Source organism: Paenibacillus sp. cl130 (assembly GCF_900116035.1).
Classification (GTDB): Bacteria; Bacillota; Bacilli; order Paenibacillales; family Paenibacillaceae; genus Paenibacillus; species Paenibacillus polymyxa_B.
This window is the reverse complement of record NZ_FOYG01000005.1, coordinates 191484-216316: the sequence shown is the minus strand read 5'-3', so window position 1 is coordinate 216316 and position 24833 is coordinate 191484. Positions and strand designations below refer to the sequence as shown.

Annotated in this window: 24 protein-coding genes and 1 pseudogene; 10 read left to right on the top strand and 15 right to left on the bottom strand. The window is 46.9% G+C overall.

Annotated features, from left to right (window positions below; translation table 11 throughout):
• Both map and BM358_RS15675 read right to left on the bottom strand, forming a co-directional pair.
• Positions 1 to 783 (bottom strand): type I methionyl aminopeptidase, encoded by a 783-nt coding sequence (map, locus tag BM358_RS15680; protein ID WP_081365928.1) that lies wholly within the window; start codon positions 781 to 783, stop codon positions 1 to 3.
• A 105-nt stretch (positions 784 to 888) separates the two neighbouring features.
• On the bottom strand, positions 889 to 1077 hold the full coding sequence (locus BM358_RS15675) for a hypothetical protein (protein ID WP_007428354.1): 189 nt from the start codon (positions 1075 to 1077) through the stop codon (positions 889 to 891).
• 365 nt (positions 1078 to 1442) lie between these two features.
• Between BM358_RS15675 and BM358_RS15670 the strand changes: the two are divergent.
• The 4 genes and pseudogenes from BM358_RS15670 to BM358_RS15655 all read left to right on the top strand — a co-directional run bounded on the left by BM358_RS15670 (position 1443) and on the right by BM358_RS15655 (position 4674).
• Positions 1443 to 2479: pseudogene (locus tag BM358_RS15670) on the top strand (serine hydrolase domain-containing protein).
• A 43-nt stretch (positions 2480 to 2522) separates the two neighbouring features.
• Positions 2523 to 3674, top strand: coding sequence for an MGDG synthase family glycosyltransferase (locus BM358_RS15665; protein ID WP_028541123.1), 1152 nt, complete (start codon positions 2523 to 2525; stop codon positions 3672 to 3674).
• A 31-nt stretch (positions 3675 to 3705) separates the two neighbouring features.
• Positions 3706 to 3987 carry a hypothetical protein gene (locus BM358_RS15660; protein WP_023986830.1) on the top strand — a complete coding sequence of 94 codons (282 nt, stop codon included), beginning with the start codon at positions 3706 to 3708 and terminating at the stop codon, positions 3985 to 3987.
• A gap of 348 nt (positions 3988 to 4335) precedes the next feature.
• A complete protein-coding gene (locus BM358_RS15655; RefSeq protein ID WP_023986829.1) occupies positions 4336 to 4674 on the top strand; it encodes a DUF4870 domain-containing protein in 339 nt (112 codons plus the stop codon).
• Between the two features lie 56 nt (positions 4675 to 4730).
• Here the strand turns inward: BM358_RS15655 and BM358_RS15650 are convergent, their stop codons facing one another.
• On the bottom strand, positions 4731 to 5690 hold the full coding sequence (locus tag BM358_RS15650) for a sigma-70 family RNA polymerase sigma factor (protein WP_028541124.1): 960 nt from the start codon (positions 5688 to 5690) through the stop codon (positions 4731 to 4733).
• Positions 5691 to 5708: 18 nt separating this feature from the next.
• A complete protein-coding gene (locus BM358_RS15645; protein WP_023986827.1) occupies positions 5709 to 6152 on the bottom strand; it encodes a carboxymuconolactone decarboxylase family protein in 444 nt (147 codons plus the stop codon).
• A 151-nt stretch (positions 6153 to 6303) separates the two neighbouring features.
• Between BM358_RS15645 and mscL the strand changes: the two genes are divergently transcribed.
• Positions 6304 to 6798, top strand: coding sequence for a large conductance mechanosensitive channel protein MscL (gene mscL / locus BM358_RS15640; protein ID WP_028541125.1), 495 nt, complete (start codon positions 6304 to 6306; stop codon positions 6796 to 6798).
• 85 nt (positions 6799 to 6883) lie between these two features.
• Here the strand turns inward: mscL and BM358_RS15635 are convergent, their stop codons facing one another.
• Both BM358_RS15635 and BM358_RS15630 read right to left on the bottom strand, forming a co-directional pair.
• Positions 6884 to 7585: a histidine phosphatase family protein gene (locus BM358_RS15635; RefSeq protein WP_023986825.1), complete on the bottom strand. Its 702-nt coding sequence runs from the start codon at positions 7583 to 7585 to the stop codon at positions 6884 to 6886.
• Positions 7586 to 7657: 72 nt separating this feature from the next.
• Complete coding sequence (locus BM358_RS15630; protein WP_023986824.1) at positions 7658 to 7951, bottom strand: hypothetical protein; 294 nt, start codon at positions 7949 to 7951, stop codon at positions 7658 to 7660.
• A 172-nt stretch (positions 7952 to 8123) separates the two neighbouring features.
• On the opposite strand from BM358_RS15630, the gene BM358_RS15625 reads away from it, so the two are divergent.
• The gene (locus BM358_RS15625; RefSeq protein ID WP_028541126.1) at positions 8124 to 8756 is read left to right on the top strand and encodes an NUDIX hydrolase; all 633 of its coding nucleotides are present in this window, start codon (positions 8124 to 8126) and stop codon (positions 8754 to 8756) included.
• A 7-nt stretch (positions 8757 to 8763) separates the two neighbouring features.
• Here BM358_RS15625 and BM358_RS15620 read toward each other — a convergent pair whose 3' ends face one another.
• Positions 8764 to 9552, bottom strand: a complete 789-nt coding sequence (locus BM358_RS15620; protein ID WP_028541127.1) for a TrmB family transcriptional regulator — start codon at positions 9550 to 9552, stop codon at positions 8764 to 8766.
• A 65-nt stretch (positions 9553 to 9617) separates the two neighbouring features.
• Positions 9618 to 10469: a zinc ribbon domain-containing protein gene (locus BM358_RS15615; RefSeq protein ID WP_028541128.1), complete on the bottom strand. Its 852-nt coding sequence runs from the start codon at positions 10467 to 10469 to the stop codon at positions 9618 to 9620.
• A gap of 311 nt (positions 10470 to 10780) precedes the next feature.
• On the opposite strand from BM358_RS15615, the gene BM358_RS15610 reads away from it, so the two are divergent.
• A complete protein-coding gene (locus BM358_RS15610; protein ID WP_028541129.1) occupies positions 10781 to 13207 on the top strand; it encodes a UvrD-helicase domain-containing protein in 2427 nt (808 codons plus the stop codon).
• Between the two features lie 268 nt (positions 13208 to 13475).
• Here BM358_RS15610 and csaA read toward each other — a convergent pair whose 3' ends face one another.
• Both csaA and BM358_RS15600 read right to left on the bottom strand, forming a co-directional pair.
• Entirely contained in the window at positions 13476 to 13808 is a 333-nt protein-coding gene (csaA, locus tag BM358_RS15605; RefSeq protein ID WP_023986819.1) for a chaperone CsaA, read from the bottom strand.
• Between the two features lie 56 nt (positions 13809 to 13864).
• A complete protein-coding gene (locus BM358_RS15600; protein ID WP_049828372.1) occupies positions 13865 to 14770 on the bottom strand; it encodes a DMT family transporter in 906 nt (301 codons plus the stop codon).
• A 157-nt stretch (positions 14771 to 14927) separates the two neighbouring features.
• Between BM358_RS15600 and BM358_RS15595 the strand changes: the two genes are divergently transcribed.
• Entirely contained in the window at positions 14928 to 15821 is an 894-nt protein-coding gene (locus BM358_RS15595; RefSeq protein ID WP_028541131.1) for an AraC family transcriptional regulator, read from the top strand.
• Positions 15822 to 16061: 240 nt separating this feature from the next.
• Here BM358_RS15595 and BM358_RS15590 read toward each other — a convergent pair whose 3' ends face one another.
• On the bottom strand, positions 16062 to 18245 hold the full coding sequence (locus tag BM358_RS15590) for an alpha-galactosidase (RefSeq protein ID WP_028541132.1): 2184 nt from the start codon (positions 18243 to 18245) through the stop codon (positions 16062 to 16064).
• Between the two features lie 239 nt (positions 18246 to 18484).
• Here BM358_RS15590 and BM358_RS15585 point away from each other — a divergent pair, with 239 nt between their 5' ends.
• Positions 18485 to 19324, top strand: coding sequence for an AraC family transcriptional regulator (locus BM358_RS15585; protein WP_028541133.1), 840 nt, complete (start codon positions 18485 to 18487; stop codon positions 19322 to 19324).
• A 168-nt stretch (positions 19325 to 19492) separates the two neighbouring features.
• Here BM358_RS15585 and BM358_RS15580 read toward each other — a convergent pair whose 3' ends face one another.
• From BM358_RS15580 to BM358_RS15570, 3 genes are read right to left on the bottom strand one after another with little or no spacing between them, the layout of a single operon-like run.
• A complete protein-coding gene (locus BM358_RS15580; protein ID WP_025719774.1) occupies positions 19493 to 20377 on the bottom strand; it encodes a MetQ/NlpA family ABC transporter substrate-binding protein in 885 nt (294 codons plus the stop codon).
• Positions 20378 to 20406: 29 nt separating this feature from the next.
• Positions 20407 to 21177 (bottom strand): SDR family NAD(P)-dependent oxidoreductase, encoded by a 771-nt coding sequence (locus BM358_RS15575; RefSeq protein ID WP_023986813.1) that lies wholly within the window; start codon positions 21175 to 21177, stop codon positions 20407 to 20409.
• A 5-nt stretch (positions 21178 to 21182) separates the two neighbouring features.
• Positions 21183 to 21644, bottom strand: coding sequence for an S-ribosylhomocysteine lyase (locus BM358_RS15570; protein WP_007428584.1), 462 nt, complete (start codon positions 21642 to 21644; stop codon positions 21183 to 21185).
• Between the two features lie 278 nt (positions 21645 to 21922).
• On the opposite strand from BM358_RS15570, the gene BM358_RS15565 reads away from it, so the two are divergent.
• Positions 21923 to 22723, top strand: coding sequence for a GTP pyrophosphokinase (locus BM358_RS15565; protein ID WP_023986812.1), 801 nt, complete (start codon positions 21923 to 21925; stop codon positions 22721 to 22723).
• 159 nt (positions 22724 to 22882) lie between these two features.
• On the opposite strand, the gene thrS is transcribed toward BM358_RS15565, so the two are convergent.
• Complete coding sequence (gene thrS, locus BM358_RS15560) at positions 22883 to 24796, bottom strand: threonine--tRNA ligase (RefSeq protein ID WP_023986811.1); 1914 nt, start codon at positions 24794 to 24796, stop codon at positions 22883 to 22885.
• Positions 24797 to 24833: the final 37 nt, after the last annotated feature.

Here is a 24833-nt window from a genome sequence, read left to right as displayed (position 1 = left end):
TTATGAGGTCAAAATATAAGGGCCGTTCTTTGTAATCGCAATCGTGTGCTCGTATTGAGCCCCCCAACTGCCATCTGCTGTGCTGATGGTCCAGCCATCGTCCCCCCAGAGCACGGCCCCCTCGGTTCCGAGGGTAAATACCGGCTCAATGGTAATCACCATCCCTTCGCGCAGTGGTAATCCCGTTTTGGGACGACCGTAGTGCAGAACCTCTGGCGGCTCATGCATTTCGCGACCAATGCCATGCCCGATCAGAGGCTTGACGTTGCCGAACCGCCGCCAGCCTGCCGTTTTTTCCACAGCATGCCCGATATCCCCCAACGTCCTCCCCGGGCGGGCAACCTCGATACCCCGTACCAATGCCTTATGGGTCTGCCGCAACAGTCGTGCTACCGGGCGGCTAATGTTACCTACCGCATAAGTCCATCCTCGGTCAGCCAGCCAACCATCTTTGTTAACCACAATGTCGATGGTCACAATATCCCCATCATGAAGCACCCGCTCCGAGGGAAAACCGTGACATACCACCTCGTTGACCGAAGCACAGGTGGCATAAGGGAAACCTTTATAGCCCTTTTGTTCAGGCGTGGCTCCACGCTTGCTTAAAAACTGCTCCACCCAAGCATCGATTTCAAGCGTTGTAATTCCCGGAAGAATACGACTTTCCAGCGCACGATGGCAATCTGCCAAAATACGTCCGGCCTCCCTCATGTAGCCGATTTCCTCCGGTGTTCGTATCGCTATCTCTATTGGAATCCGCCTCCTTTGAGCATACAAATTCACTAAACCTATCCCATTGTATGCACGGCGGACACAAAAAAACCGTCTCCTCTGTGGATAGACGGTTTATAAAAGTCGTATTTCTAGTTTTTCGGGTAATCGAACCCTTTAAGATACTGAAGAATTTATGCGACCGAGTTCGTTTTCCACCACCATGGTCAACTCTTCCTCATACCCTCCTGTAATCCGGTATTTTCGCACATATTCCTTTACAAATTTTTTGGGATCCTTAGGCCGGAAAATTCGAGTCATTTCCCGCAGACTTTCCTTAACTTCATTGTGACCTTTCGTTGCCATGTAACTCCCTCCCAAAACGTTGAAAATAAGTGCTCCGTTGAAGAGAATGCCGAAAAGTATTGATGTCCTTATGCAGTGAAGTAGTATGTCTAATTGCAGCTTAGGTCGGGAACACCTTATACAAGGCATGTACCTGACACTATTATTAACCGATTTTCTTTTGGCTGAATCACTACCCCATTATAACATATTCAGATACAGCTTTCAGCTTTCCAGTAAATTTACATTGATTTTACCTATCTTTTACGCATCATGTCATTTGGGGTACTCAATCAGCTGTTGCACAGGAGGTATACCTTATTTATCGGTTTTTGGAGTGTATGTGTTTGGGGTAAAATAAATAAACATAACAAGGAGGGAAAAGGATGCGCCGCTATGCTCCGCTGTTCACTGCACCTGTTGCCCGTATGTCTGCCCTGAACATAGGAACTTGTGAAGAGGAGGGCATCAATGTCTCCCTACTTGATCAGGCAGACCGTGAAATCCAAGCCAAGTTTCCTAAAATGCACAGCTTCCTGCTGCTGCGCCACGGCAAACTGATCTGGGAACGCTATTATAATGGGCATGAAGTAAGCTCTCTGAACGATTTGCGATCCGCAACCAAAAGCTTTACTTCCACGCTCATCGGCATAGCTATGGCTCGCGGTGATATGCCCGGGCCAGAGACGGCTGTGCATAAGCTGTTGTCTGAGTATTTACCTAGGCGGAAGGAAACACTGCTAGAGCAGATTACGATTCGCCATCTGTTGACCATGACATCCGGCTTGTATTGGCAGACGGGCAAAAAGCTCGGAGAAGCTTTTATCCACCGTTTTCATCGCAGCAAAAGCTGGCCGTCCTTTGCCCTACGTTTACCTGTACAGGAGGACCAACTCGGTGTATTCCAATATCGTAGTGTTGATTCTCACCTGTTGTCCGTGCTGCTGACCCAATGCTGTGGGATTGACGCCTATACGTACGCTCTCCAGCATCTGTTCGAACCCTTAGGTTTTGGAAGAAGTGGTTGGGCACAAGATCCAGAGGGCTACACCATGGGACACATCGGGCTATATCTGACATCGCGTGACATGGCTAAATTCGGCGATTGCTGCCTTCATCAAGGCAGCTGGAACGGAAAAGAATTGATTCCGGCCGATTGGCTGCATCAGGCGACACAGCGACAGGTTGAGGCTATCCAGAATTCGGAGATTACGGATTCCAATGGTGGACAGGACGACTCCACGGCATCAACTACGCGTGTGCGCACGGACATGGAGGACAGCAAATTTATCTTGTGCCAGAAGCGAACGCAGTCGTGGTATTTACAGCAGACAGCAAGGTGAGCCGTTGGAAAAATCCGCGAACACTGCTGGAGCGCTACGTTTTGCCAGCCGTATCCTCCCTCAACTTAGAACGTTCCTGATATGAGCTTCATGTGCTTATTGAATATAGGGGGCTAAACAATCATGGAAGTCTCAGCACCAAAAATTCTAATATTATACGCCAGTTACGGGGAAGGCCATGTGCAGGCCGCTCGGGCAATTATGGACAGTTTGCGAAGACTCGGACGCTGCGAGGTACAACTTCTCGACCTGATGGCTGAATCTCATCCCTGGTTGAACGGTCTGACCAAATTTGTATATATGCAAAGCTTCAAAACCATTCCTCAGCTTTACGGCTGGGTCTATAACATCACGCGCGGTATGCAGGCTAAATCGGCCTTCGGCCATGTATTGCATTCATTCGGAATGCGTCAACTTACGCTCACTCTGAAAAAGGAGTTGCCGGATCTCGTGATACATACGTTCCCGCAGCTCGCGCTCCCGGCGTTACGCCGCAAAATGGGAATGAGTTTGCCTATTGTCAACGTGGTTACAGATTTCGATCTGCATGGGCGCTGGCTGCATCCCGATATTGACCGCTACTATGTAGCCACTGAGGATATCCAGCAGGAAGCCGCCCAGCGGGGAATACCTATTGAACGCATTATCGCTACGGGTATTCCGATTCACGCTTCTTTTTATAACATGTCTGCCGACGAAATTCCTGTTCAGGAACAGGTAATTCCATCACTACAGTCTGAGACTACTACGCTACTCATTATGGCTGGCGCCTATGGTGTGCTATCCGGCATACTGGATATCTGTCGGCAATTAAGCCAGCTTCCTCAGTTGCGGCTACTGATCGTCTGCGGACGTAACCAGCAACTGAAAGCAGAAGTGGATGCGCTGTATGCAGACCACCCAAACATTTACACCTATGGATTCGTGGACTTTGTCCCAGCACTTATGCGTGCGAGCAATCTGGTGATTACGAAGCCCGGCGGCATCACACTCTCGGAAAGCATTGCATCCGGTTTACCTATTCTTGTGTTCAAGCCCGTACCCGGTCAGGAGCTAAATAATGCTCTGTATTTGCAGCAAAAAGGAGCTGCCCGTATTGCTCGCACTACGGAGGAGCTGATTCAGCATTGTCTCGACCTGATTTCCACCCCCTCTCTTGCCGAAGAGATGATGCAGGCGATTGAGCTGCTTCGTAAACCTCATCCCGCAGACCAGATTGCCGAGGATATTTTGCATCAGCTTGTGGATAAAAGACCTTCCGTCCGGACAAATTAACGAAGAATAAAGTCAGACGGAGGGGATACCTATGGAACACAAAGGGAAGGATTTGCTCCCACTAACAGGAGAAAAGGTAGAAGTGGATGGTGTTTATATTGATGAGGATGGACATGAGCAGCATTTGCACAGAGGTCAGCATTTTCCCGCTGATGTTGTTCTGGGTACTTCCGAGTGGAAAATGACCGAATACGCCTTTGATAATCATCATGAAGGACGTACTGATGAACGACTTATCCCCAAAGAGGACGATGAGGATAAAAAGGGTAAAATCACACATCCACGCCGTCGTTTACAACGCGGAGATCGCTAAATAAGACAACTTATCCACGGTTAATACCAATCTGTTGATATTTTGTGGACAATCTGTGTGCAAAATGAGCTTAATCGCTATATTGTCTACAGTTTGTGCACAATTTGTGCATAACCCATGCTTATTTTGTGGACAAGTAGTAGCGTATAGTGGATAAAATGCATACAACATGTGCAAAACCTGTGTATAACCCTGTGAATGACTGAGCGAATCCTTTTCGTTCAGTCTTTTTCGTGTTTTTATACACATTCCCTGATTGAACTTTTTCTGGCGTTTCGGGTATATCTTTAATTCCTGTCCTCATAGCTTGTATAGTACGGATAACTTATAAAGGGGGATTTGCCTGACATGTCAGTCTATAAGTCTTCCACGGGATTGGATGAAAATATAGCAGCTGTCCTGTGCTATCTGTTCGCATTTATTGGCGCACTGGCCTTTGTCATGCTGGAAAAGAAAAGTCGATTTGTATTATTTCACGCGCTGCAATCCATATTTCTGTTTGTCACCCTCATGATCGGGCATGTGCTTGTTGGATTCATTCCGCTGCTCGGTCCTCTGCTCGCTTCCCTGCTAACGCTGGCAGGCCTTGTATTGTGGGTCATCCTGTTAATTCGCGCGGGACAAGGCAAGTGGCTCAAGCTTCCCTGGGTAGGTGATCTGGCTCTTCATCAAGCCCGGCAGTTGTGAAGACAACAAAAAACCTTGATCCTTAGCAGGATTCAAGGTTTTTGCTGTTTCGATGATTACTTTTTATCGCATGTTCGCTTCTTCTGTCCTATATGAATGTATCCCAGCTTATCTGGGTTGACCATTAAATAAAAACTCTGAATATGCTCCCCGTCTGGTGTCAGTCTGAGGCATAAGGTTTCTCTCACTTTTCCATCTTCCAGAAATGCCAGCTGGACCTCGCCATTGATGACGGTGTGGAACACATCTCTTTCTCGTAAAACGGTTAATACCCGTCGAGAAGTCAACAGGGCAAGAACGCCTTTGCGCACAACCATCGGTCTCATCACCGTATGCACATTACCTCCGCCATCTGACACGAATACAGGTTGTTCAGCCAGTAGTTCCAGCATAGCAGTCACATCGTAGGCAAGAAAGGCGGTTGTAAAACGTTCTAGTAGTTTTATTCGGGATGAGTTATTCATATTACGACTGGACTGAGCCTCAAGAGCAGATTCTCCTGAAGATAGAATACGACGGGAGCGACTGAACAACTGACGACAGTTGCTCTCAGTCTTCCCCAGCAATTCCGCAATATCTTTGTAATCATATTGAAAAGCTTCCCTCAGCACAAAAACAGCCCGCTCTATCGGCTTTAGCTGCTCCAGCAAAACCAGAAAAGCGTAAGATATCATGTCTTTACGCTCTAACCAATCCGCAGGGAGATCTGCGCTTTCACCCAACGGCTCCGGCAGCCACTGTCCTACATATGTCTCTCTTTGCTTGCGCGCAGAGTTCAGCAGATTCAGACACCGGTTCATCGTCATTTTGGCTACATAGGCTTTGGGATTGTGTATATCATCCAAGGGCTTATTCTTCAGCTCGACAAAGCAGTCTTGAACTACATCCTCGGCATCCGTAACCGTTCCAAGCATGCGATAAGCAATGGCAAAAGAATATTTGCGATATCTTTGATACAGCTCCTCCAGATTTAAATCCACCGATTCTTGTTCAATTCTGTGTTCTTTGCCAGACAAAGCATAGCCCCCTGTTCATTAAAGAATGCCCGGATACATTCCCGTTGCAATTGCAATCCGGTTCCAACTGTTAATCACGTTAACCGCGGTTATCAAATCTACGTATTCTTCCTCTGTAAAATGTTCTCTGACCCTATTGTACAAATCCGTAGGTACCCCTTGTTCAGAGATACGGGTAACCGCTTCAGCTAATTCAAGCATAACACGTTCTTTTTCCGTGAACAAAGGAACCTCCCGCCATAAGGCTAGCTGCAAAATGTGGTCAGCATAATCCCCCAGCTTGAGCAAATCCTTCGCATGCATATCCAGACAATAGGAACATCCATTGATTTGGGATACTCTAATTTTCAGTAGTTCGTACAATACTTTGTCTGTAAAACGACCGGAAATGTATTTTTCCATCTCCATCATTACCTTGAATGTGCTAGGACTCACTGCTCTGTGATTGAATCTCAAACTCACGATACATCGCCTCCATTATTGGTTTACATATAGAAGACAAATGAACATGTGATTTTGTGACAATGTGTAATACATCAATTGGGAATTGCCCTCCATTGACATAGCATGTATTATAGATAAATGATTTTATGTAAAGAAGGTGCGCACTCACATGAGCGGAAAAGGTATTATAAAAGAGTTTAAAGAATTCGCTGTACGGGGTAACGTGATTGACCTCGCGGTCGGTGTTATCATCGGTGGAGCGTTTGGCAAGATTGTCACTTCTGTGGTAAACGATATTATCATGCCTCCGATTGGTAAACTTCTGGGCGGCATGAATTTTCCAGACTTGTATGTAGCTTTACAAAATGCCGATCCTTTAAATGCTGACGGTACACGCATGACTTTGGCACAGGCCAAAGAAGCAGGGATTGCAGTCCTCGCCTATGGTCAGTTCATTAACGTCCTGCTGGACTTCCTGATCGTGGCCTTCTGTGTGTTCATGCTGGTCAAAGGGATTAACATGCTGAAACGCAAAGAGGAAGAAAAACCTCCTCAGGAAAAGACGATCAAGGAATGTCCACATTGCCTATCCGAAATTCCTGTAGCCGCTACCCGTTGCGCACATTGCACTTCCAAGCTGGAGGGGTACGTCGAAGCACGCTGACTCAACCCACACCTATATGACTACAACAAACGGCTTAAGACGATGTACCGTCTTAAGCCGTTTTGGTATGGTGTGAGAGATCTGATTAGTTGAAATTGGTGATAATGCCACGGGGTCTGACGGGCAAGCCCTCAGCGTACAGATGGGAAACATCACCGAAGCCGATGCAACGGGGAACTGCCCATTCCTGAGAGCGCTCATCAAACAAGATCGTGGTTACGGAGCTAGGCGGCATCCAAAAGCCGGACCAGACCAAGGCCAATGGCAACTCCAACAGATGGGCAAGCCAGGTCAGCCCGAAGCCGCCATGACAAAATACGGCCACCTGATCTTCGGTGTGCTTCAGAATCCGGTACCTGCCCTCCACCCGCTCAAAGCCTTGCCGTTTCAGGAATTCATCGGAATGAAGCTTCAGCCGCTCGAAGGTTTCGGGACTCTGCGTTCCCTGATAATAGGAAATCTCCTGCCAAGAGTCATGAGTCGGCAGGGGCATTTCGGAACGGATCACTTCACCTGGCAAATCCCAATGGGAAAGACGGCCGTATGGAGTTTCCTCCAGCTTTAGAGCCAGCTCCTGTGTCCAGTGTTCCACTTCATGAGTCATACCCAGAGAGTCGGCGGTGTAGCGCATTGTATCCAAAGCCCGCCCCAAAGGAGAGGCATAAATTCGATCCAGTCCGTGACTGGAAAGCCGTTTGGCCAGTGCCTGGGCTTCCAAATGCCCCTCCGGCGTGATGGTGTTATTGGGGTAATCGGGGTCTGCGTGTCGGATAATATACAATCTCATTATTGGTTCTCCGTTCCTATGAATGGCGACAGGATCACTTTATCTCATTCCATCGATTAGTTCTCCTGATCTTTAACGTTTATTCAGCAAATTTTCCAAAATCGCGCGCAAATCCCTGTCTTCCTGGTAGACTTCCTCACCTGTATCCAGTTCAATAACCCGGATATATGTATAATTGGCTCTGACATCGACTGGTTTAAAAATCAATTCCTCCGGATTGTCTGGGCGGACATCATAGCCCATATTTTTGAACATATCCGTGATTTGATCAATCCCCGGCTTGCCTCCGCTTTCCAGCATAATCAACCCGCGCAGTTCCTTGGGTTCCTCCGGATGCATGACTCGAAAATGTACTATACATTCCATGTAAAATCGCTCCTTTCAATCGTAAATCTGTGTGATGTTGCAAATCCTCATGTTCCCAGCATACCCCAAATGCCACTCCACATTCCACACCCGCCTTCATATCGTCAGGACAGAAAACACGTTATACTGTAAAGTAGACCTTTGATTTCTGCTTACTATAGGAGGAACCACGATGACTAGCGAGCTTCTGGATATCTACGATGATGAAGACAACCCTCTTGGCACAGCCTCGCGACAAGACGCACATGCCAAGGGATACTGGCACCATACCTTTCACTGCTGGCTAGCACGAGACACTTCGACAGGCCGTCGCTTGCTGTTCCAACAGCGTCAGGATACGAAGGACACCTTCCCCGGATGCTACGATATTACAGCAGCCGGTCACTTGACGGCAGGCGAAGATATGTCTCAGGCGGCTCGTGAGCTGGAGGAAGAACTGGGCATTCATGTTCCCTTTACCTCATTAACACCGCTGATGACCGTTCGGTATGAAAGCAAAGGTACCGCACAGGGCACCTCTTTTTGGGATCGGGAGGTTAGCTCGGTGTTTGGACTGCTATCGAACCAGCCATTGGAAGCTTATTACCTCCAGCAAGAAGAAGTAGCCGGACTGTACGAAGCAGATCTTGACCAAGCACTGGCCCTTTTTGAAGGCCATATTCCCTTTATCGAAGCCCATGGCATTACGTCGGGGCCAAATCCAGAAAAAAACCGCCGCCTGATTACATCGGATCAATTCGTGCCTCATAAGGCGGGCTATATTACATCTATATGCCGGGCACTGATGGAACTTCCTACCCGGTAATCTTTAGCTATTCTCCAGCTGACATATATTTGCCGATAATGCCTTCATACCGCCAGCCATACCGGGTCGACAGTTCTCTGCCCATATCATGCTCCAGCTCATACAGAATAAGATCCTGAGCAAAATGATTAAGCAGCAGGCCTGTCATTACCGGATGCTCGGTAATAAGCGCCTGTGTCGGGCAATTCTCTCCCCGCATACCCAGCATGCACCAACGCCGATCAATAACAAAAGAAAACTTCCGCCCTGCTGGTTCCTGTCCGTCTGTACCAGACCCAGACGGTAACCACGGTCCCATCATGCTTTCTCCGTTATCGCAGGACCAGAGCAGACGCACACCTCGACCCTCAGCTTTCTCCAACTCTGTCCGCAGCAGCTCAGCTTCCTCGCGCCACAAATCCAACACAATCTCATGCTCTGCCCGTTCCAATTCACGTGTCAGACTTTCCAGCACCTTCCGATCGCCTTCCGCATTATAAAAGGTCGGCTTGGTTGGTTCTGTTCGTGGCATTTCTTTCTCCACTGCGCGTAGGGACTCCTGCATTTGTCCTTCGATCATCCGGGTCAGTTCACCCGGTGGCAGCATGCTGTAACGTACAGGCTCTCCAGCACTGGTTCTGAGGTATCCCTGCCCGGCCAAACGCTGTAAAGCCGCGTACACGTTGGAGCGCGATGCACCCAGACGCTTAGCCACTTCATAGCCGGAAGCCGCATTTTGCCTCGAAAGCTCGACCATAACCTTGGCTTCCATTTCCGTAAAACCCAGATTCCGCAGATGATGCAGCAAACGCTCCATATATTCTGTTCCCCCTATGCTGCCCGGCGTTATGTCTGTGTCCTGCAGCAGCCTGTTCGGCTGCGTCAAATCTGTTCAGCTCCGCAACGCGGGCACCATTTGGACCCTTTAGGTAGTTCTGCAGTACAGATTTGGCATTTTACATTTTCACGTACTTGTGCAGACGGCGTTGCCGGCTTCTCGGCCCCGGAGTTGTTGGCCTTCCAATATCGGATTCGCTCGTCCAGCTCCTCCTGGCGCTCACGCTCGCGTTCCAGTTCTTCAAGACGACGGTGTTCTTTTTCCAGTTCTTCCTGACGACGGCGCTCCCACTCAGCGTCGAATGCCGCTTTTTCTTCCGGTGTAAAATCAGATACTGTGTAATCGCGGTCTAGTCCCGCTGGTTCGTGTGTTTCATACCGCTCATCCTGTTCCTGTTCATGCCGATCGACTACTTCCTGTTCTGCATACTCCGTGTAAGCAGGCGCAGCATCCTTCACTACCTCTGGCTTGCGCAGATCAAAAGAATAGACGTCCGTTGGCACCTCTTCACGCACAGCAGCTACTTGTTTGGAAGCAGCCTGTCCTTCATTGAGCTTGCGTCCGCATTTGGGGCAAAAGTTCGCATCCAGAGGCACAACCGCTCCACAGGTGCATAAATGAGCGTTTTTTAATTCTGCAATTCTACTGCGCAGCTCGTCAATTTCATCCTGAAGCTCATCACATGCAGTGGATAGCTGTGTCATCTCGGTTTCTGCCACCGACATGTCGGATGCACGGTAACCTTCGTAAAAGATCTGACCCATTCGTAAGAAATGAACATCCATTTCCTGCTGAATCGTTGTAATTTGTGAATTGATCTTACTAATCTCGACAGCATGCTGCGCCTTTTCTGTTGCGCGATTAGCGCCTTCCTTTATACGTTGAATCAGCTTCATCGTTATTTCCTCCCCATTATCCAGCCGGATTTCACTATACCGTCCGTATATCCCAAAGTTTTTTTCTGTTGGCAAACCTCGAACTCCTGTATAATGGAATGCGGTCATATTGCCTGTTTGAAGGCTATTGGCATTAGCGTCAACGTATTGACGTTCTGTCGCTCCGGCAAGATCCGCATGAATTTCAGCATTATTTTAGTCCATCGCCTTGTTCTTATCGTCAGCTAAAGCTGACTAGAACTCTATCATACCAAAAACTACCCCCATTTGTGAAAATGGAAGATTTTAAGAACGAAAGGGGTTTCAGGATTATGGACCCAAATCCTTCTTTTTACCCCCGACCCATCGGGGTTCCTTATTCAACGTCGAGCCCTCAGGCACGTCGTGCTTCCATGGATACCAGTATAACGCTGGTGCCCGACACCGACCAAGACTCGGCCTATTTTCGTGCTTTAGAGAACGCCGGCATTCACCTGAACCGCCCGCAGATCCAGGCCGTCCGCCACGGCAAAGGCCCCCTTCTGACCCTTGCTGGGGCTGGCTGCGGCAAAACCACAGTGCTGGCTGCCCGCGCAGGCTACCTGATGGCGATGCGGGATGTCCCTGCATCGTCCATTCTGCTGGTGACCTTCACCAGCAAGGCAGCTGCCGAAATGAAACTGCGCATCGCGGGATTACCCGGTGTGCGCCCTGCCGCTGCACGTGCAGTTCAGGCTCGCACGTTTCACTCATTCGCTTTGGCGATGCTGCGTCATCGCGGCGTGCAAGATGAAGTGTTCGGTGAAACGCAGGCCCAGCATACTGTCATGAAAATGATGCTGCGGCAGCTTGGGCTCAGCGAGGCTTTCCAGCCAGAAAGCCTGCTGTCTGCCCTCTCCGCCTGGAAAGCGGAAGGCCGCAGCGCGGACGAGCTGCCGGAAACCGTGCGTGAGGAATCGGATGCCAAGCGTGCCATGCTCGCTTATGAAGCGTGGAAACAGGAACGCAATAAAATGGATTTTGACGATATTCTGTTGCGTGCCTCCGCACTGCTGCGTGACCCGGATGTGCTTAAGCCGCTTCAGCAGCGTTTTTCACATATCATGGTCGATGAATTTCAGGATACGAATGCCCTGCAATATGAGATGGTGCAGCGATTGGCTGCCCGACATCGCAATCTGATGGTCGTGGGGGATGATGACCAGACGATCTATACCTTTAATGGGGCACGCCAGGAATCCATTCTAGAGTTTGACAAAGTCTATAAGGATGCAAAGGTCATTACCCTGGATATTAATTATCGCAGCGATGCGCGGATTTTGGGGCTGGGCTCTAACATTGTCGCCAAAAATGTTCATCGACGCTCCAAACGTCTTTCAGCTGCCGGGCGTGAAGGCTTGCCGCCGCAGTTTGCCACCCCATCCGGACCCGAGGAGGAAGCGGGGCATATTGTTACCCATCTACTCGGACAGGTAGAGGAAGGTCGGCTGCGCTACCGGGATATCGCTATTTTGCACCGGACAGCCAGCGGAAGCCGATCTATTTTTGAGCAATTAATTATGCGAGATGTCCCATTTATTCAGTACGGAGCAGGAGCTGTATTTTATGATCAGTCCCTGATTCGTCCCTTAATGGATCACCTGCGCTTGTCGCTGAATCCCCGGCGTATGGAATCCATTCCGAGCACTCTTGGGCCGCTGTACGTCTCCCGTGAGGCGGGTATGGAATGGATTATGCGCGAGGAGAAACAGCAGGCTAAAAAATACCCGTTGATTCATCTCAGCCGCTGGGATCGACTACGTGATTTTCAGCGTGAGCAGGTAAAAGAACGTATTCGTTTGATTCGCAGTCTCACTACAATGAAGCCTGCCTATGCCATTCAAGAAATGCGGCGCATCTTTTATGACAAATATTTGGAGAGCGGAGATACAGGCGCGTGGACTCATTATAAGGAAACGATGCAAGAAAGTCTGGAGGAGCTCGAAACGGCAGCCAAGCGGTTTGACACCGTGGAGGCGTTCGTCAGCTTTGCGGACGAGCTTTCCGAGCGTCACCGCCAAATGGAATCGCTGCGCAGAGAGGAAGACAGCGATGCTGTTCGGCTCATGACGATCCACCGCGCCAAGGGGCTGGAATTCCCTTGCGTATATTGGATCGGAGCCAGCGAAGGCATTCTGCCGCACAGCTCGGCGCTGCACAGCGAGCTGCCGGAGGATCGGCGGGCAGGCGCCGCCCCGACTACCGCTGTGGATAACGATGCAGCGCTTGAAGAAGAGCGCCGCCTCGCTTATGTGGCCGTCACCCGGGCGAAGGAGTTGCTGTACATCACCTCTCCCGCCTCTAATCATGGCAAGCCTGCCGCCGTGTCACGCTTCCTGCTGGAAGCCTATGGGGTCACCCCTGAGGCTTCCAAGCCAGAAGCACGCCGCAGCAGCTTCGGCCAACCGAAGGGTGCTTCCGGGTATAGCAGCCGTGCTGGCGCTGGATCGCCAGCGTCTGGCACAGCGACCCGCGTGAGCAGCAGGCCGGGACCAAGCAGCGCTACGGCACGGACGACCTCGTCGGTGGCAGGGTCTTCGGCAGAGCCACGTATCAACGTGCCCGTGTGGAAATGCACCGACGGCGCCTGCAAGGCGTGGATGCGGCGCGACACAACAAGCGGACGCCGTACAAGCGCGGCTAGCACAGGCACGCCGCCGGTATGCCCGCTCTGCGCCTCCCCGATGACAGAGGGGACACGCAGCATCCCAGCCAGATAGGTATAAGGCGTATAGCTGGTATTGGAGAACTGTGCTTTTACTGGATTGGTGACACTCGTGATTTCCAGCCTAAACTGTTGCAGATTTTAATGAATCAAATAAGCTTTAGACAGACCAATAAAAGAAAAAGCGGCAGACTAGGACGTGAAAATAAAGTCCTAGTCTGCCGCTATCTGTTTCAACTTGCTATTGAAGGATCGTATCCCGTTAGGTTCAATGTCCTGCCTGTTGTGAAGTTATATATTTTACGGATTAAACAGCCGATCAATCATCCAATAGGTGTTCCATCAGGTAGTTTGATATCTGGTTTCAATAGAACCACATCCCCCTTTTCGGGAATTCCTCCAAGGACCAATACCTCTGAATTAAAGCCTGCTATCCGTCGAGGTGGAAAGTTGACTACACCTATGATTTGTTCCCCTATAATATCTTCAGCCACATACCTTTTTGTGATTTGTGCACTCGAAGCTTTTATTCCGATATCTTGTCCAAAATCAATTTCAAGTTTAATAGCAGGTACTTTTGCTTCTGCAAAAAACTCAGCTTTAATTATGGTTCCAACTCGAATATCTAGTTTCAAAAAATCATCAATCGTTGCCATCTAAACATTCTCCTCATCGATTGTTTTCTTCAATTTCGCGATAATGAATTTCAAATTTAATATTTTGCAACCGTAGTATACTTAAAAGATTTTGCCCAAAAATACATCCCCATACCGAATAAAGTCATGAGTCCACCTATGAATTGAAATGCAGAGATTATTTCTCCCAAGAATAAGTAGGCGAGAATTATGGCAAGAACAGGCTCTCCAATAATACCAACTGAGACCGTAGTTGCACCCATTGATTTCAACAACAAATTAAATATATATTGTCCGAAAATAGTTGGGATTACTGCAAGTAACAAGAAATACATCCAATCCGACGAGTCATATTCGATCAAGGAATAATGATTCAACAAATTGTAGACCAGCATGACGCTGCCACCAATAAAAAAAACAATAACACTATATAAATTTGCATTTATTTTGTGGCTTACTTTCTGTCCTGCCAACATATATGCTGAAACCAAGATTGTTCCTACTAAAGATAATCCATCTCCGATTAATGCCTCTCTCGAAATCCCTATGTCACCCCAAGCTATAACGATTGAACCGACAAGAGCGGCGATCAAACAAAGAATGGTCAATATATTTGCTCGTTCTCTGAACATAAAGTATGAACCCATCATTACAAATAAAGGCTGTAAGGATAAGATGACCATGGAACTCGCAACTGAGGTATATACTAAAGATTCCATCCAGAATAAGAAATATAACCCGAGAAAAAGACCAGCTATGAAAACAGTACTCCAATCTTTTTTGTTCATTTCTAAGGAACGAAACATTTTCCAAGGTACAAAGGGAAGCATTATGAGTACTGACATATACAATCTGTACATCCCAGCCACAGAGGTTGGAGTATCTGAGGATTTTATCATGATGGATGAGATAGAAACAGACAGTATGCTGATTAAAAGCAAAATATACGGATGAAACAGTAACGACGATTGATTTATTTTCACATATACGCCTCCAAGATGTCTTATCCAATCGCCTGTGCACAGGATTGTAATGATAAGCCGAAGATCTGGTATAATAATATCACCACTTTTATTTTATTTGTGTAACTATATCTTTAATTTATATAGAAATATCGTCATCAGAAAGGACCTCGCTAAAATGGAAAAACAATTGCATGAGACCATTCTATATCCCGATGTTTCATTTCCATACATCATGTACACCCATACTATTCATGCAAGTAGTCCTGAAGGTAGAGGATTCAACGATTTACATTGGCATGAGGAACTACAAATCACTTTGGTTACCAAAGGAAAGCTAGTGATACAAGTTAACGGCATTGATCATGAATTAGAAACAGGTCAGGCCATTTTAATTAATAAAGGTGTTCTTCACGTTACTACACACCTTACACATAACGGTCAATATGTCAGTTTTAATTTCCCTGAGAAGCTGCTGGCCTTTTATGCAGATAGTGCGATGGAAAAAAACTATGTACTGCCTTATACAAACTCTCTCTTATTGTCATTAGTAATCAAAGGAGATGCTGAATGGCAAATTCAAATACTGCAAATGCTTTGGGATATGAAACAGAAATTTGATATGAAAAAAAAATGGGGCTGGGAATACGAGGTTTCCATCAAAACGGCACAATTATGGTTAGTCTTAATATCTAATATTTCGCTGTCTTCTGAGGAAGCACCTAAATACATGAAATTGCAACAGGAGCGACTTCAATTGATGCTCAGCTTTATCCATCAAAACTACTCAGATAATATAACACTGCAAGAAATTGCTGCTATAGCACATTTAAGTATTTCGGAATGCACTCGTAGTTTTAAGAGAACCATTCATATGACACCTTACGACTACTTAATTAAGTACCGTATCAAGAAAAGCAGCGAGTTATTAATTTCAACAGATTCTACAATAACTGAAATAGCCCACAGAGTGGGGTTCAATCATGTAAATCACTTCATTCAGTCTTTTAAGAAACATCATAAAAAAACACCTAAAGAATTCCGGAAATTTAGAAATGAATTCATTAATTAAGGAATGAAACAGCCGTCAGCGTAACGACTTACTCTGTTGATGATCCTGTTTTCGATCAACATTCAAATGTAACTCCTACATCTTCCTCAGTTTCATGTCATTCATCATCGTATGAAAAACATGGCTTCCCCCTCCTCAATCAGTACAGCTGCTGTACGCAAAATGCCCCTTTTCATACAAAAAGGGGCATAACTCAATTGTTTTTTTCTCTTTCGGCAGTTGTACTGTTGTACTGATCCTTTAAGCCTTACCGGACCTTATTGCCCGGAGCCTGAACCATCCACTTTCATAGTCTTTCTGTCTGTAGAGAAGAGGGAGGCCCAACTTCATAAGCCGATCCCCCCCATGGATAGACTTTTGCCCGCTATTTCCTGACTTAACTTCATATTCGAGCTCTGGATTTAGTCCGTCAAGGCGCAGAACCCGCCAGGGCGCGTTCGGGACAGCCATCACTTGGAAATAGTAGACGATGGCATCCTCTTGGTCTTCAGAAACAAACATCCAAGCCGATTCGTTATCTTCAAACGGGTTCTTTAAGCGATACAAGTCACCTTTCTGTACTAAGCCACGTATCTGCTTGTATACTGCGATTTGGCGTTTGACCGTCTCTTTTTCCTCATCGGTGAATTTCGTGAGATCAAGCTCATATCCAAAATTTCCGGACATGGCGACATCACCTCGAAAATCAAGGGGCGTTATGCGTCCAACTTGATGGTTCGGAACTGCCGAGACATGCGCCCCGGTTGCGCTTACAGGATAGACAAGGCTAGTTCCATATTGAATCTTCAGGCGTTCCACCGCATCGGTATTATCACTAGTCCAGACTTGAGGCATGTAGTAAAGCATGCCTGGATCAAAGCGTCCTCCGCCACTTGAACAGCTCTCGAAAAGAATATGTGGAAATTCGGTGGTGATGCGCTCCAACAGCTCATACAATCCAAGAACATAGCGATGAGCAGTCTCGGATTGTCGTTCCGGCGGCAGAGCAGCGGAACCGATTTCCGTCAGACAGCGGTTCATATCCCATTTCACATAAGAGACTGGCACGCTGGAGAAAATGGCCGAAAGCGAATCGTAGATGAAATCGCGCACTTCCTTGCGAGTATAGTCCAGCACCAGCTGCCATCTGGCTTCGCTGCGCCTCCGTCCCGGAACGTGAAGGCACCAGTCCGGATGCTCCCGGTACAACTCGCTGTCTGGAGAGATCATCTCTGGCTCAAACCAGAGCCCAAATTTAAGACCCAGCCTATTGATACGGTTCGCGACATCTGCGAGTCCGTCTGGCAGCTTCCGACGATCCTCGTACCAATCGCCGAGAGATGAATTGTCGGAATCCCGTTTTCCGAACCAACCGTCATCTAAGACAAATAGTTCGATGCCTAGCTCAGCCCCCTCTTTTGCTATCGATACCAACTTATCTGCATTGAAGTCAAAATAGGTAGCTTCCCAGTTATTGACCAGAATAGGTCGTTCTTCGTCCCGATATTTCCCTCGGCAAAGTCGGGTCCGATACAAGCGATGATACGTCCGCGACATATCTCCCAGTCCCTGACCGGAGTAAACCATAACTACTTCTGGCGTTTGGAAGCTCTCCTCTGGGCTCAGTAACCACGAAAAGTCAAAGGAGTTCACGCCGATGCTAAACCGTGTAGAGCCAAATGCATCCATTTCCGCTCCCGCCTCAAAACCCCCGCTGTAGACGAGGCTAAAGCCGAATGCCTCTCCATAGCATTCCGTTGTCTCCCGAGTGACCAATGCAGTAAAAGGATTGAGTTGATGGCTGCTCATGCCCCTTTTACTATCAATTCGGGTTTCACCTTGAAGAATCGGTTTGCGGGTAATATTCCCCTCCCGAGCCCATGCTCCCGAAAGATACATGAACTCTAAATCGCTTTTACCCGAAAAATCGACACAAGCACTTAGAGCACGGAGAAGTCGAAGATTCTTGGCTCCCGTATTACTCAAACGAGCCGAACGAGCGATTACGTTTCGATCCGCGAAGACGGTGTAAAGAAGAACAACTTTAAGACCTGAAAAGTCATCTTTTAACTCCAGTTCCAACGTATCCGCTTCGTCTTCATTTTCGGTATATACGGCCGGAAGTCCGGTTAATGATGGCTTTCCCTTGATGATCCGGTAACCGTCGTACTTTAACTCCGTGATACGAGTTCCATCTTCAAGTTCTACTTGATACGCAGGGTTACGGAAGTCCCCACTCCCATACTGCGGGTACTCTTGCGGTAGCCGATCCAATCCAGCCGTCGCAGAAGTGTGAAGCAATAGATCGGTCATTGATTCGCGGTGCTTCAGCCTATCTCCCCAATATACATGCACAGGAAATCCATCCACAATCTGAATAATATAACTCATGCCCGACGACTGTAGATGAAACAGCCCCGTTTGCTCTTGAACAATGATACCCATTGGAAAAACAACCCCTCCCTCTAGATCATACCCCTCGGAAATCCGCACCTAAAAAAGGACATAGAAGAACCTTTTTGTAACACCACCAACTAAGTTCACATGGTGTAAAGCTTGATAAGCTCCTCGTTAGTCGCAATAGGTTCTACAGAAATGATATATTAAACTAAGATATGAAGTACATGGCATGGTACTCACTATTTATGTTATAATGCTTGATAATTTACATAAGGAGATTTAGCGTGATAGAATATTTGCCACGTAGTAAGCAGCACTCTGAATTGTATCTAACTCAGTTTGGCATGGAGGAATGCATACCGGGGCACTTTTTTGGACCTGCGATAAGAGATCACTATCTGCTCCATTATATTTTGGACGGAGAAGGCACCTTCGAGGTCGGTGGGTCCAATTATCGCTTGCGGAAAGGTCAGTGGTTTCTAATCTGCCCCCAGGTCATCACTTTTTATCAAGCCGATGCAGTGAATCCTTGGTCTTATTGCTGGTTTGGTTTTAACGGAGCACTGGCAGAAACGCTCCTCAAGCAATCAGGCCTAACGATGACGCATCCAATCCTCTACTTTGAAGGAGACCATTTGATTTATCAATATTTGCAGCTCATGAACGAATCAAGTGGATGCCATAAAGCTCGGGAAACCAGACTAACCGGTCTGCTATGCTTAATGTTATCGGAGCTTATAGAGTTCGGCCCGGTAACGCCCCCCGAACAAAAGGAAAGCCGGGCGGAAATTTACGTGGAAAAAGTGAAGGATTTTATTGAAATGAATTATGCTCAGAAAATTACCATTGAGCACATTGCCAATTTTATCGGACTCAATCGAAGCTATTTGTGTTCGTTATTCAAACAACAAGTGAACACAAGCATTCAGGATTATTTGGTTCGCTATAGGATCAACAAAGCATGTGAAATGATGGGAAACGCTGAACTTTCGATAGGTGATATTTCCCGTTCAGTCGGCTATAACGACCCTTTACTCTTCTCGAAAATTTTTAAAAAGGTAAAGGGATTCTCCCCCAAACATTATCGAACTGAAACCCATGCCCAAACTCAAGCCGACTACTAAAAATACAATCGCTGACTCATTTGGAGGATGGGGCAACATCAACTCAACGTTTGTCACCTATTCGGCGTGGACTCCAAGAGCAGAGATGACGTTCTACCCGACTACTGGTAAGAGGCCTCTTACACGAACAAAAAAGATCAGCCAGAAAAACTGGCTGATCTCATAAGTTTATTTTGTTGTAGTTTGTCCTTCCAAATAAGAAACCGGCTCTTTAACCTCTACTTTGGTACCGCCAAATTCATCTTTAATGTATTTTTGAGTATCCTCGTTATGATAGAGATCCGCTAACTTTTGCAGCCCTTTGTCATTCGCCTTATCAGATGAAGTAACCAGGACGTTAATATTATTTTTGGTTGCCTGACTGATTTCCTCATGGAACAAGGAATCTTTCAATACATTCAGACCCCCTTCTAAAGCAATCGTATTCCCAATCAGCACCAAGCCTACATCTTGAATTACTCGTGGCCCTGTTTTGTCATCAATTAGTTCAAATTTCAGGTTTTTAGGATTGCTAGTAATATCATTGACTGTACCCAAGGCATCATTAAAGTCAGCCTTAAGCTTAATCAAACCGGATGCTTCCAATAACTTTAAACCTCTTGCTGTATTGGCCGGGTTATCTGCCAAAGCTACCAGAGCCCCGTCGGTCACTTCATCGATGCTTTTGAATTTTTGCGAATAAATCCCCATAGGCTCCAGGTAGGTTGTGGCTATAGCCTTCAAATCGGCTTTGCTCTCTTTGTTATAGCTAACCAGGTACGCCCACGATTGGAATGCATTCACGTCTACTTCGCCTTCTTTGGTCGCATTGTTCGTTTCGATTCCGCCGTTAATTTCTTTCACTTCAATGTCCAGCTTGGCATCCTTGGCGGCCTGGGACTGGGCAATATGCTTCCATATCTGGGCGTCAGAGCCCATGGAGCCGATGACTACTTTTTGCGTTTCCGAACCGGAAGCGGCGCTGGAGCCATTGCTGTCTGAACTTTTATTACCGCATCCTGCAGCAACTAATAATAAACTAATCCCTAATAGTAAAACGAACGATTTCCTCATGTTGTTTTCCCCCAGATCATGCTAGTATGCTAGTGCATCGTCATTCCACCTGTAACATTAATCGCTTGTCCTGTCATATATGCAGAGAGCGGACTTGCCAGAAATAGCACCACATTGGCGACATCCTCCACCTCAGCCGTTCTCCCCAAAGGTACCTGTGAACAATCTTCTTCGTATATTTCTTGAGCGGTCATTCCGCGAATGACGCCCCCTTCAATCCGTTCACGATGCTTCATCGGCGTTTCTACAATGCCGGGGCAGACCGCATTTACCAAAATATTTTGCCGGGCAAGCTCAATGGCCATTACCTTGGTCAAGCCGAGAACCGCATGTTTGGAAGCACAATATCCGCCCATGGCCCGATATCCATTTTTTCCAGCCTGCGAAGCAATTTGAATAATTCGGCCTGATTTACGAGCGGCCACCATTTCTTTTGCAAAACGTTTGGACGTTACATATAATCCGGTTGAATTGATCGAAAATACTTTCTCCCAATCAGCCAACTCACTATCAATGACATAATCCATCGTAGAAGTACCAGCGCAGTTCACCAATATATCAGGCACTCCCGCTTCGCTGATTAGTAGATCGCACCATCTTTCGATATCATCCGGTTTGGATATGTCCAATTGCGTTTCAACCAACTGTGGATTGACCACTCTATACGGCTCTTCATAAGAAATATCAGCAGAAATCACTTTAGCTCCGCTTTTAATGAAAAGCTCTACAATTCCCTTGCCTATGCCTGACTTGCCGCCTGTCACTACCGCTGTCTGATGAGATAGGTCAATCGAAATCATAGATTTTAAAATACTCTTTCGAAAGGATCGCGGCTAATACCCGCCTCTAATACAATCTTCACATATTCCTGCGCTGAAAAAAGAGAGTGGTCCTTGTAGTTCCCGCATTCCAAAGCAGTAACAGCCGGAACCTCTGTCGTTTCCAGAATTCTTTTCAAGGTTTTTTCCAAAGCGAGTGCAATTTCCTCTGGCTCATGTTCATTCCACAAAATCAAGTAGAACCCCGTTCTGCATCCCATAGGAGAGATATCAATAATTCCTTTGATTTCATCTCTCAGGTACGTCGCTAATAAGTGCTCCAGCGTATGTACAGCTGCTGTCGGAAGTGCGTCTTCATTAGGTTGTAAAAATCTCAAGTCATACTTTTGTACTGTGCTTCCTTTTTCGTCATGCTCTACTCCCGCTGCTCTTACATAAGGAGCCTTTACAATCGTGTGATCTAATTGAAAACTTTCTACTTTTGCCATTTTTCTTTTCCTCTTTTCTGTAATTTATATTTTTAATCTAATGATGGATACTCTACATTTGTGATTTTTTTAATAAAGAATTAAATGCTCCAATTCAGCATTTTTGTAATTATACATCGGATTACTCGGTTTTACCACCATAATTCTTGTCGCATTTCTTTTTTCTTTGACCGTCTCTCCTTTGCCTGTAGGTTTTGACATAGTGTACAATGTATACGATAATGCATTTTTACGAAAAAGATCGAGGACATCATAAGCCTCATTTAGGAGAATGCTCTGTGAATGAACCGGATTGGAAGCACCTGAATGCTGTCCCATTACCCTTGCAGGAATTTCAGCTACAGCTGGATCAAAACAGTGTTAACGCCAAGCAACTAGAGGAGTGGAGAAAGATTCCCGTCCTTTATCAGCTGGCTCTGGAGGAATTAAAGAATAAAATTAAGCTGATTCAGACGGAATGGAAGCTGTTAGACGGTTTTAGCCCGATTGAGCATATTAAAACCCGGATCAAAGAGCCCCACAGCATCGTGGAAAAGGTTCGGCGCAAAGGGCATGAAGTCACCTTGGACAATATATTGCGTGAAATTCATGATATCGCGGGAATGCGCGTGGTATGCGCTTTTGTGAAAGATATTTATCGTCTGATGGATCATCTTCACACACGGGAAGACATTCGTATTCTGGAGGTCAAGGACTATATAGCCCATCCTAAGCCCAACGGCTATCAGAGCCTGCATGTCATTGTGGAAATTCCGCTGATCCTGTTTGAGGGCACACGCTGGATCAAGGTTGAAATTCAATTGCGCACATTGGCTATGGATTTCTGGGCCAGTATGGAGCATATTTTGTACTATAAGTTCGATAAGAAAGTGCCTGAACATGTCGTTAATGGATTGACCGAAGCCGCACGTGCAACCTACGAGCTGGATCAGAAAATGCTGAAGTTGCGCGGCGAAATTTTATCGCTTAGCGAGGAACAGGATGCGGAAGAATCCCCGGCGAAACAATCCGAAGAGTCGTCCTTGAAGACACTCTCCCTCCCTGCAGATCACGCCACTTCACGGCCACAAACCTGCTAAGTTTTTGTGCACAAGATAACTTAAGAATTCAGTCGAGGCTGCAACAACTATGGTTCATTCTTACGCTGGATTCTTATGTATTAGGTATAAATAAAGAGCCATCAAAACCACGTTCATCATGGTTTTGATGGCTCTTTTACACATTTTTTCGATCAAATATTACTGCTTCTCGCGAATCTCTGTGCTGATTTTCTCTACGATGTCCGCAATGCTGAGTGATCCCAGATCGCCTTCGCCGCGTTTACGAACCGCTACAGTACCGGTTGTTTTTTCATTTTCCCCGATAACGAACATATATGGAACCTTCTCCAATTGCGCCTCGCGGATTTTATAACCAAGCTTCTCATTGCGAGTATCCACTTCGACGCGCAGACCTGCTTTCAGCAACGCATCCTGTATCTCATTAGCAGTCTCGATATAGTTCTCGGATACTGGCAGCAGCTTCGCATGAACAGGAGCCAACCACAATGGGAATGCACCTGTAAAATGCTCAGTCAGGATGCCCATGAAGCGGTCAATCGAACCGTAGATGGCACGGTGAATAACGACTGGACGGTGCTTCTGGTTGTCCTCGCCCACATAAGTGAGGTCGAATTTTTCAGGCATTTGGAAGTCCAATTGGATCGTTCCGCACTGCCAGCTGCGTCTGAGCGCATCGAGAATGTGGAAGTCAATTTTTGGACCGTAAAATGCTCCATCTCCCGCATTAATACGGTAGTTGATGCCCAGGTGATCCAGCACGTTTTGCAAAGCTTGTTCCGCTTGATCCCACAGCACTGGCTCGCCCATAAAGTCATCTGGACGTGTGGACAATTCCACTGTGAAGTCAAAGCCAAACACACTATACATTTCGTTAATCAGCTTAATTACGTCTGTAATTTCTTGTTCAATCTGACCTGGTGTGACGAAAATATGCGCATCATCCTGACAGAATGTACGAACACGCATCATACCGTTCAACGCGCCGGACAGCTCATGGCGATGCACTTGTCCAAATTCGGCTATACGAATTGGCAGATCGCGGTAGGAGTGAAGCTCATTTTTAAACACAAGCATATGCCCTGGACAGTTCATCGGTTTCAGAGCAAATGTAGTTTCATCCACTTCGGAGAAGTACATGTTTTCCTTGTAATGCTCATAGTGTCCCGATTGTTCCCACAGACGATTGTTCATCATCAGCGGTGTACGTACTTCCTCATAGCCATGCAGACGTTGAATGTCACGGGAGTAATCTTCCAATGCAGTGCGGACAACCATACCTTTAGGCAGGTAGAACGGCATGCCCGGTGCTTCTTCGGAGAACATGAACAGTTCCAGCTCTTTACCCAGCTTGCGATGGTCGCGTTTTTTCGCTTCTTCCAGCAAATGCAGGTGCTCATCCAGTTGTGCTTTTTTCGGGAATGCTGTTCCGTAGATACGTTGCAGCATCTTGTTGTTGGAATCACCTCTCCAGTATGCGCCCGCTACACTCAACAGTTTAAAAGCTTTGATGCGGCCAGTAGATGGCAAATGCGGGCCACGACACAGGTCAAAAAATTCGCCTTGATCATAGATTGTAATTTCCGCTTCTTCCGGCAAATCACGAATCAGTTCCAGCTTCAGTGGATCTTCCAACTCTCCAAAAATGCGAGTGGCTTCCTCACGGCTGACCACACGACGTGTAATCGGCAGATTTTCCTGTGCGATCTTCGTCATTTCCTTCTCGATCTTGGCCAAGTCGTCAACGGACAATGGGTTTTCGATATCAATGTCATAGTAGAAGCCGCTGTCGATGACCGGGCCGATACCCAGCTTCACGTTTTTCTCACCGTAAATGCGTTTGAGCGCCTGAGCGAGCAAATGCGCTGTACTGTGGCGATAAATTTCCAGACCGTCTGCACCGTCCAGCGTAATAATTTCAAGGTCAACGTTCTGATCCAAAACGGTGTTCAGATCTACAGCCTTCCCGTTCACTTTACCTGCTACTGCGTTCTTTTTCAGCCCGGAGCTGATCGAACCCGCCACGTCGGCGATCGTTACGCCCTGCTCGTACTCGCGTACGGCTCCATCCGGCAATTTCACTTGAATACTCACGATTAAAGCCTCCATTTCAAATTGTGTGCTATATCAA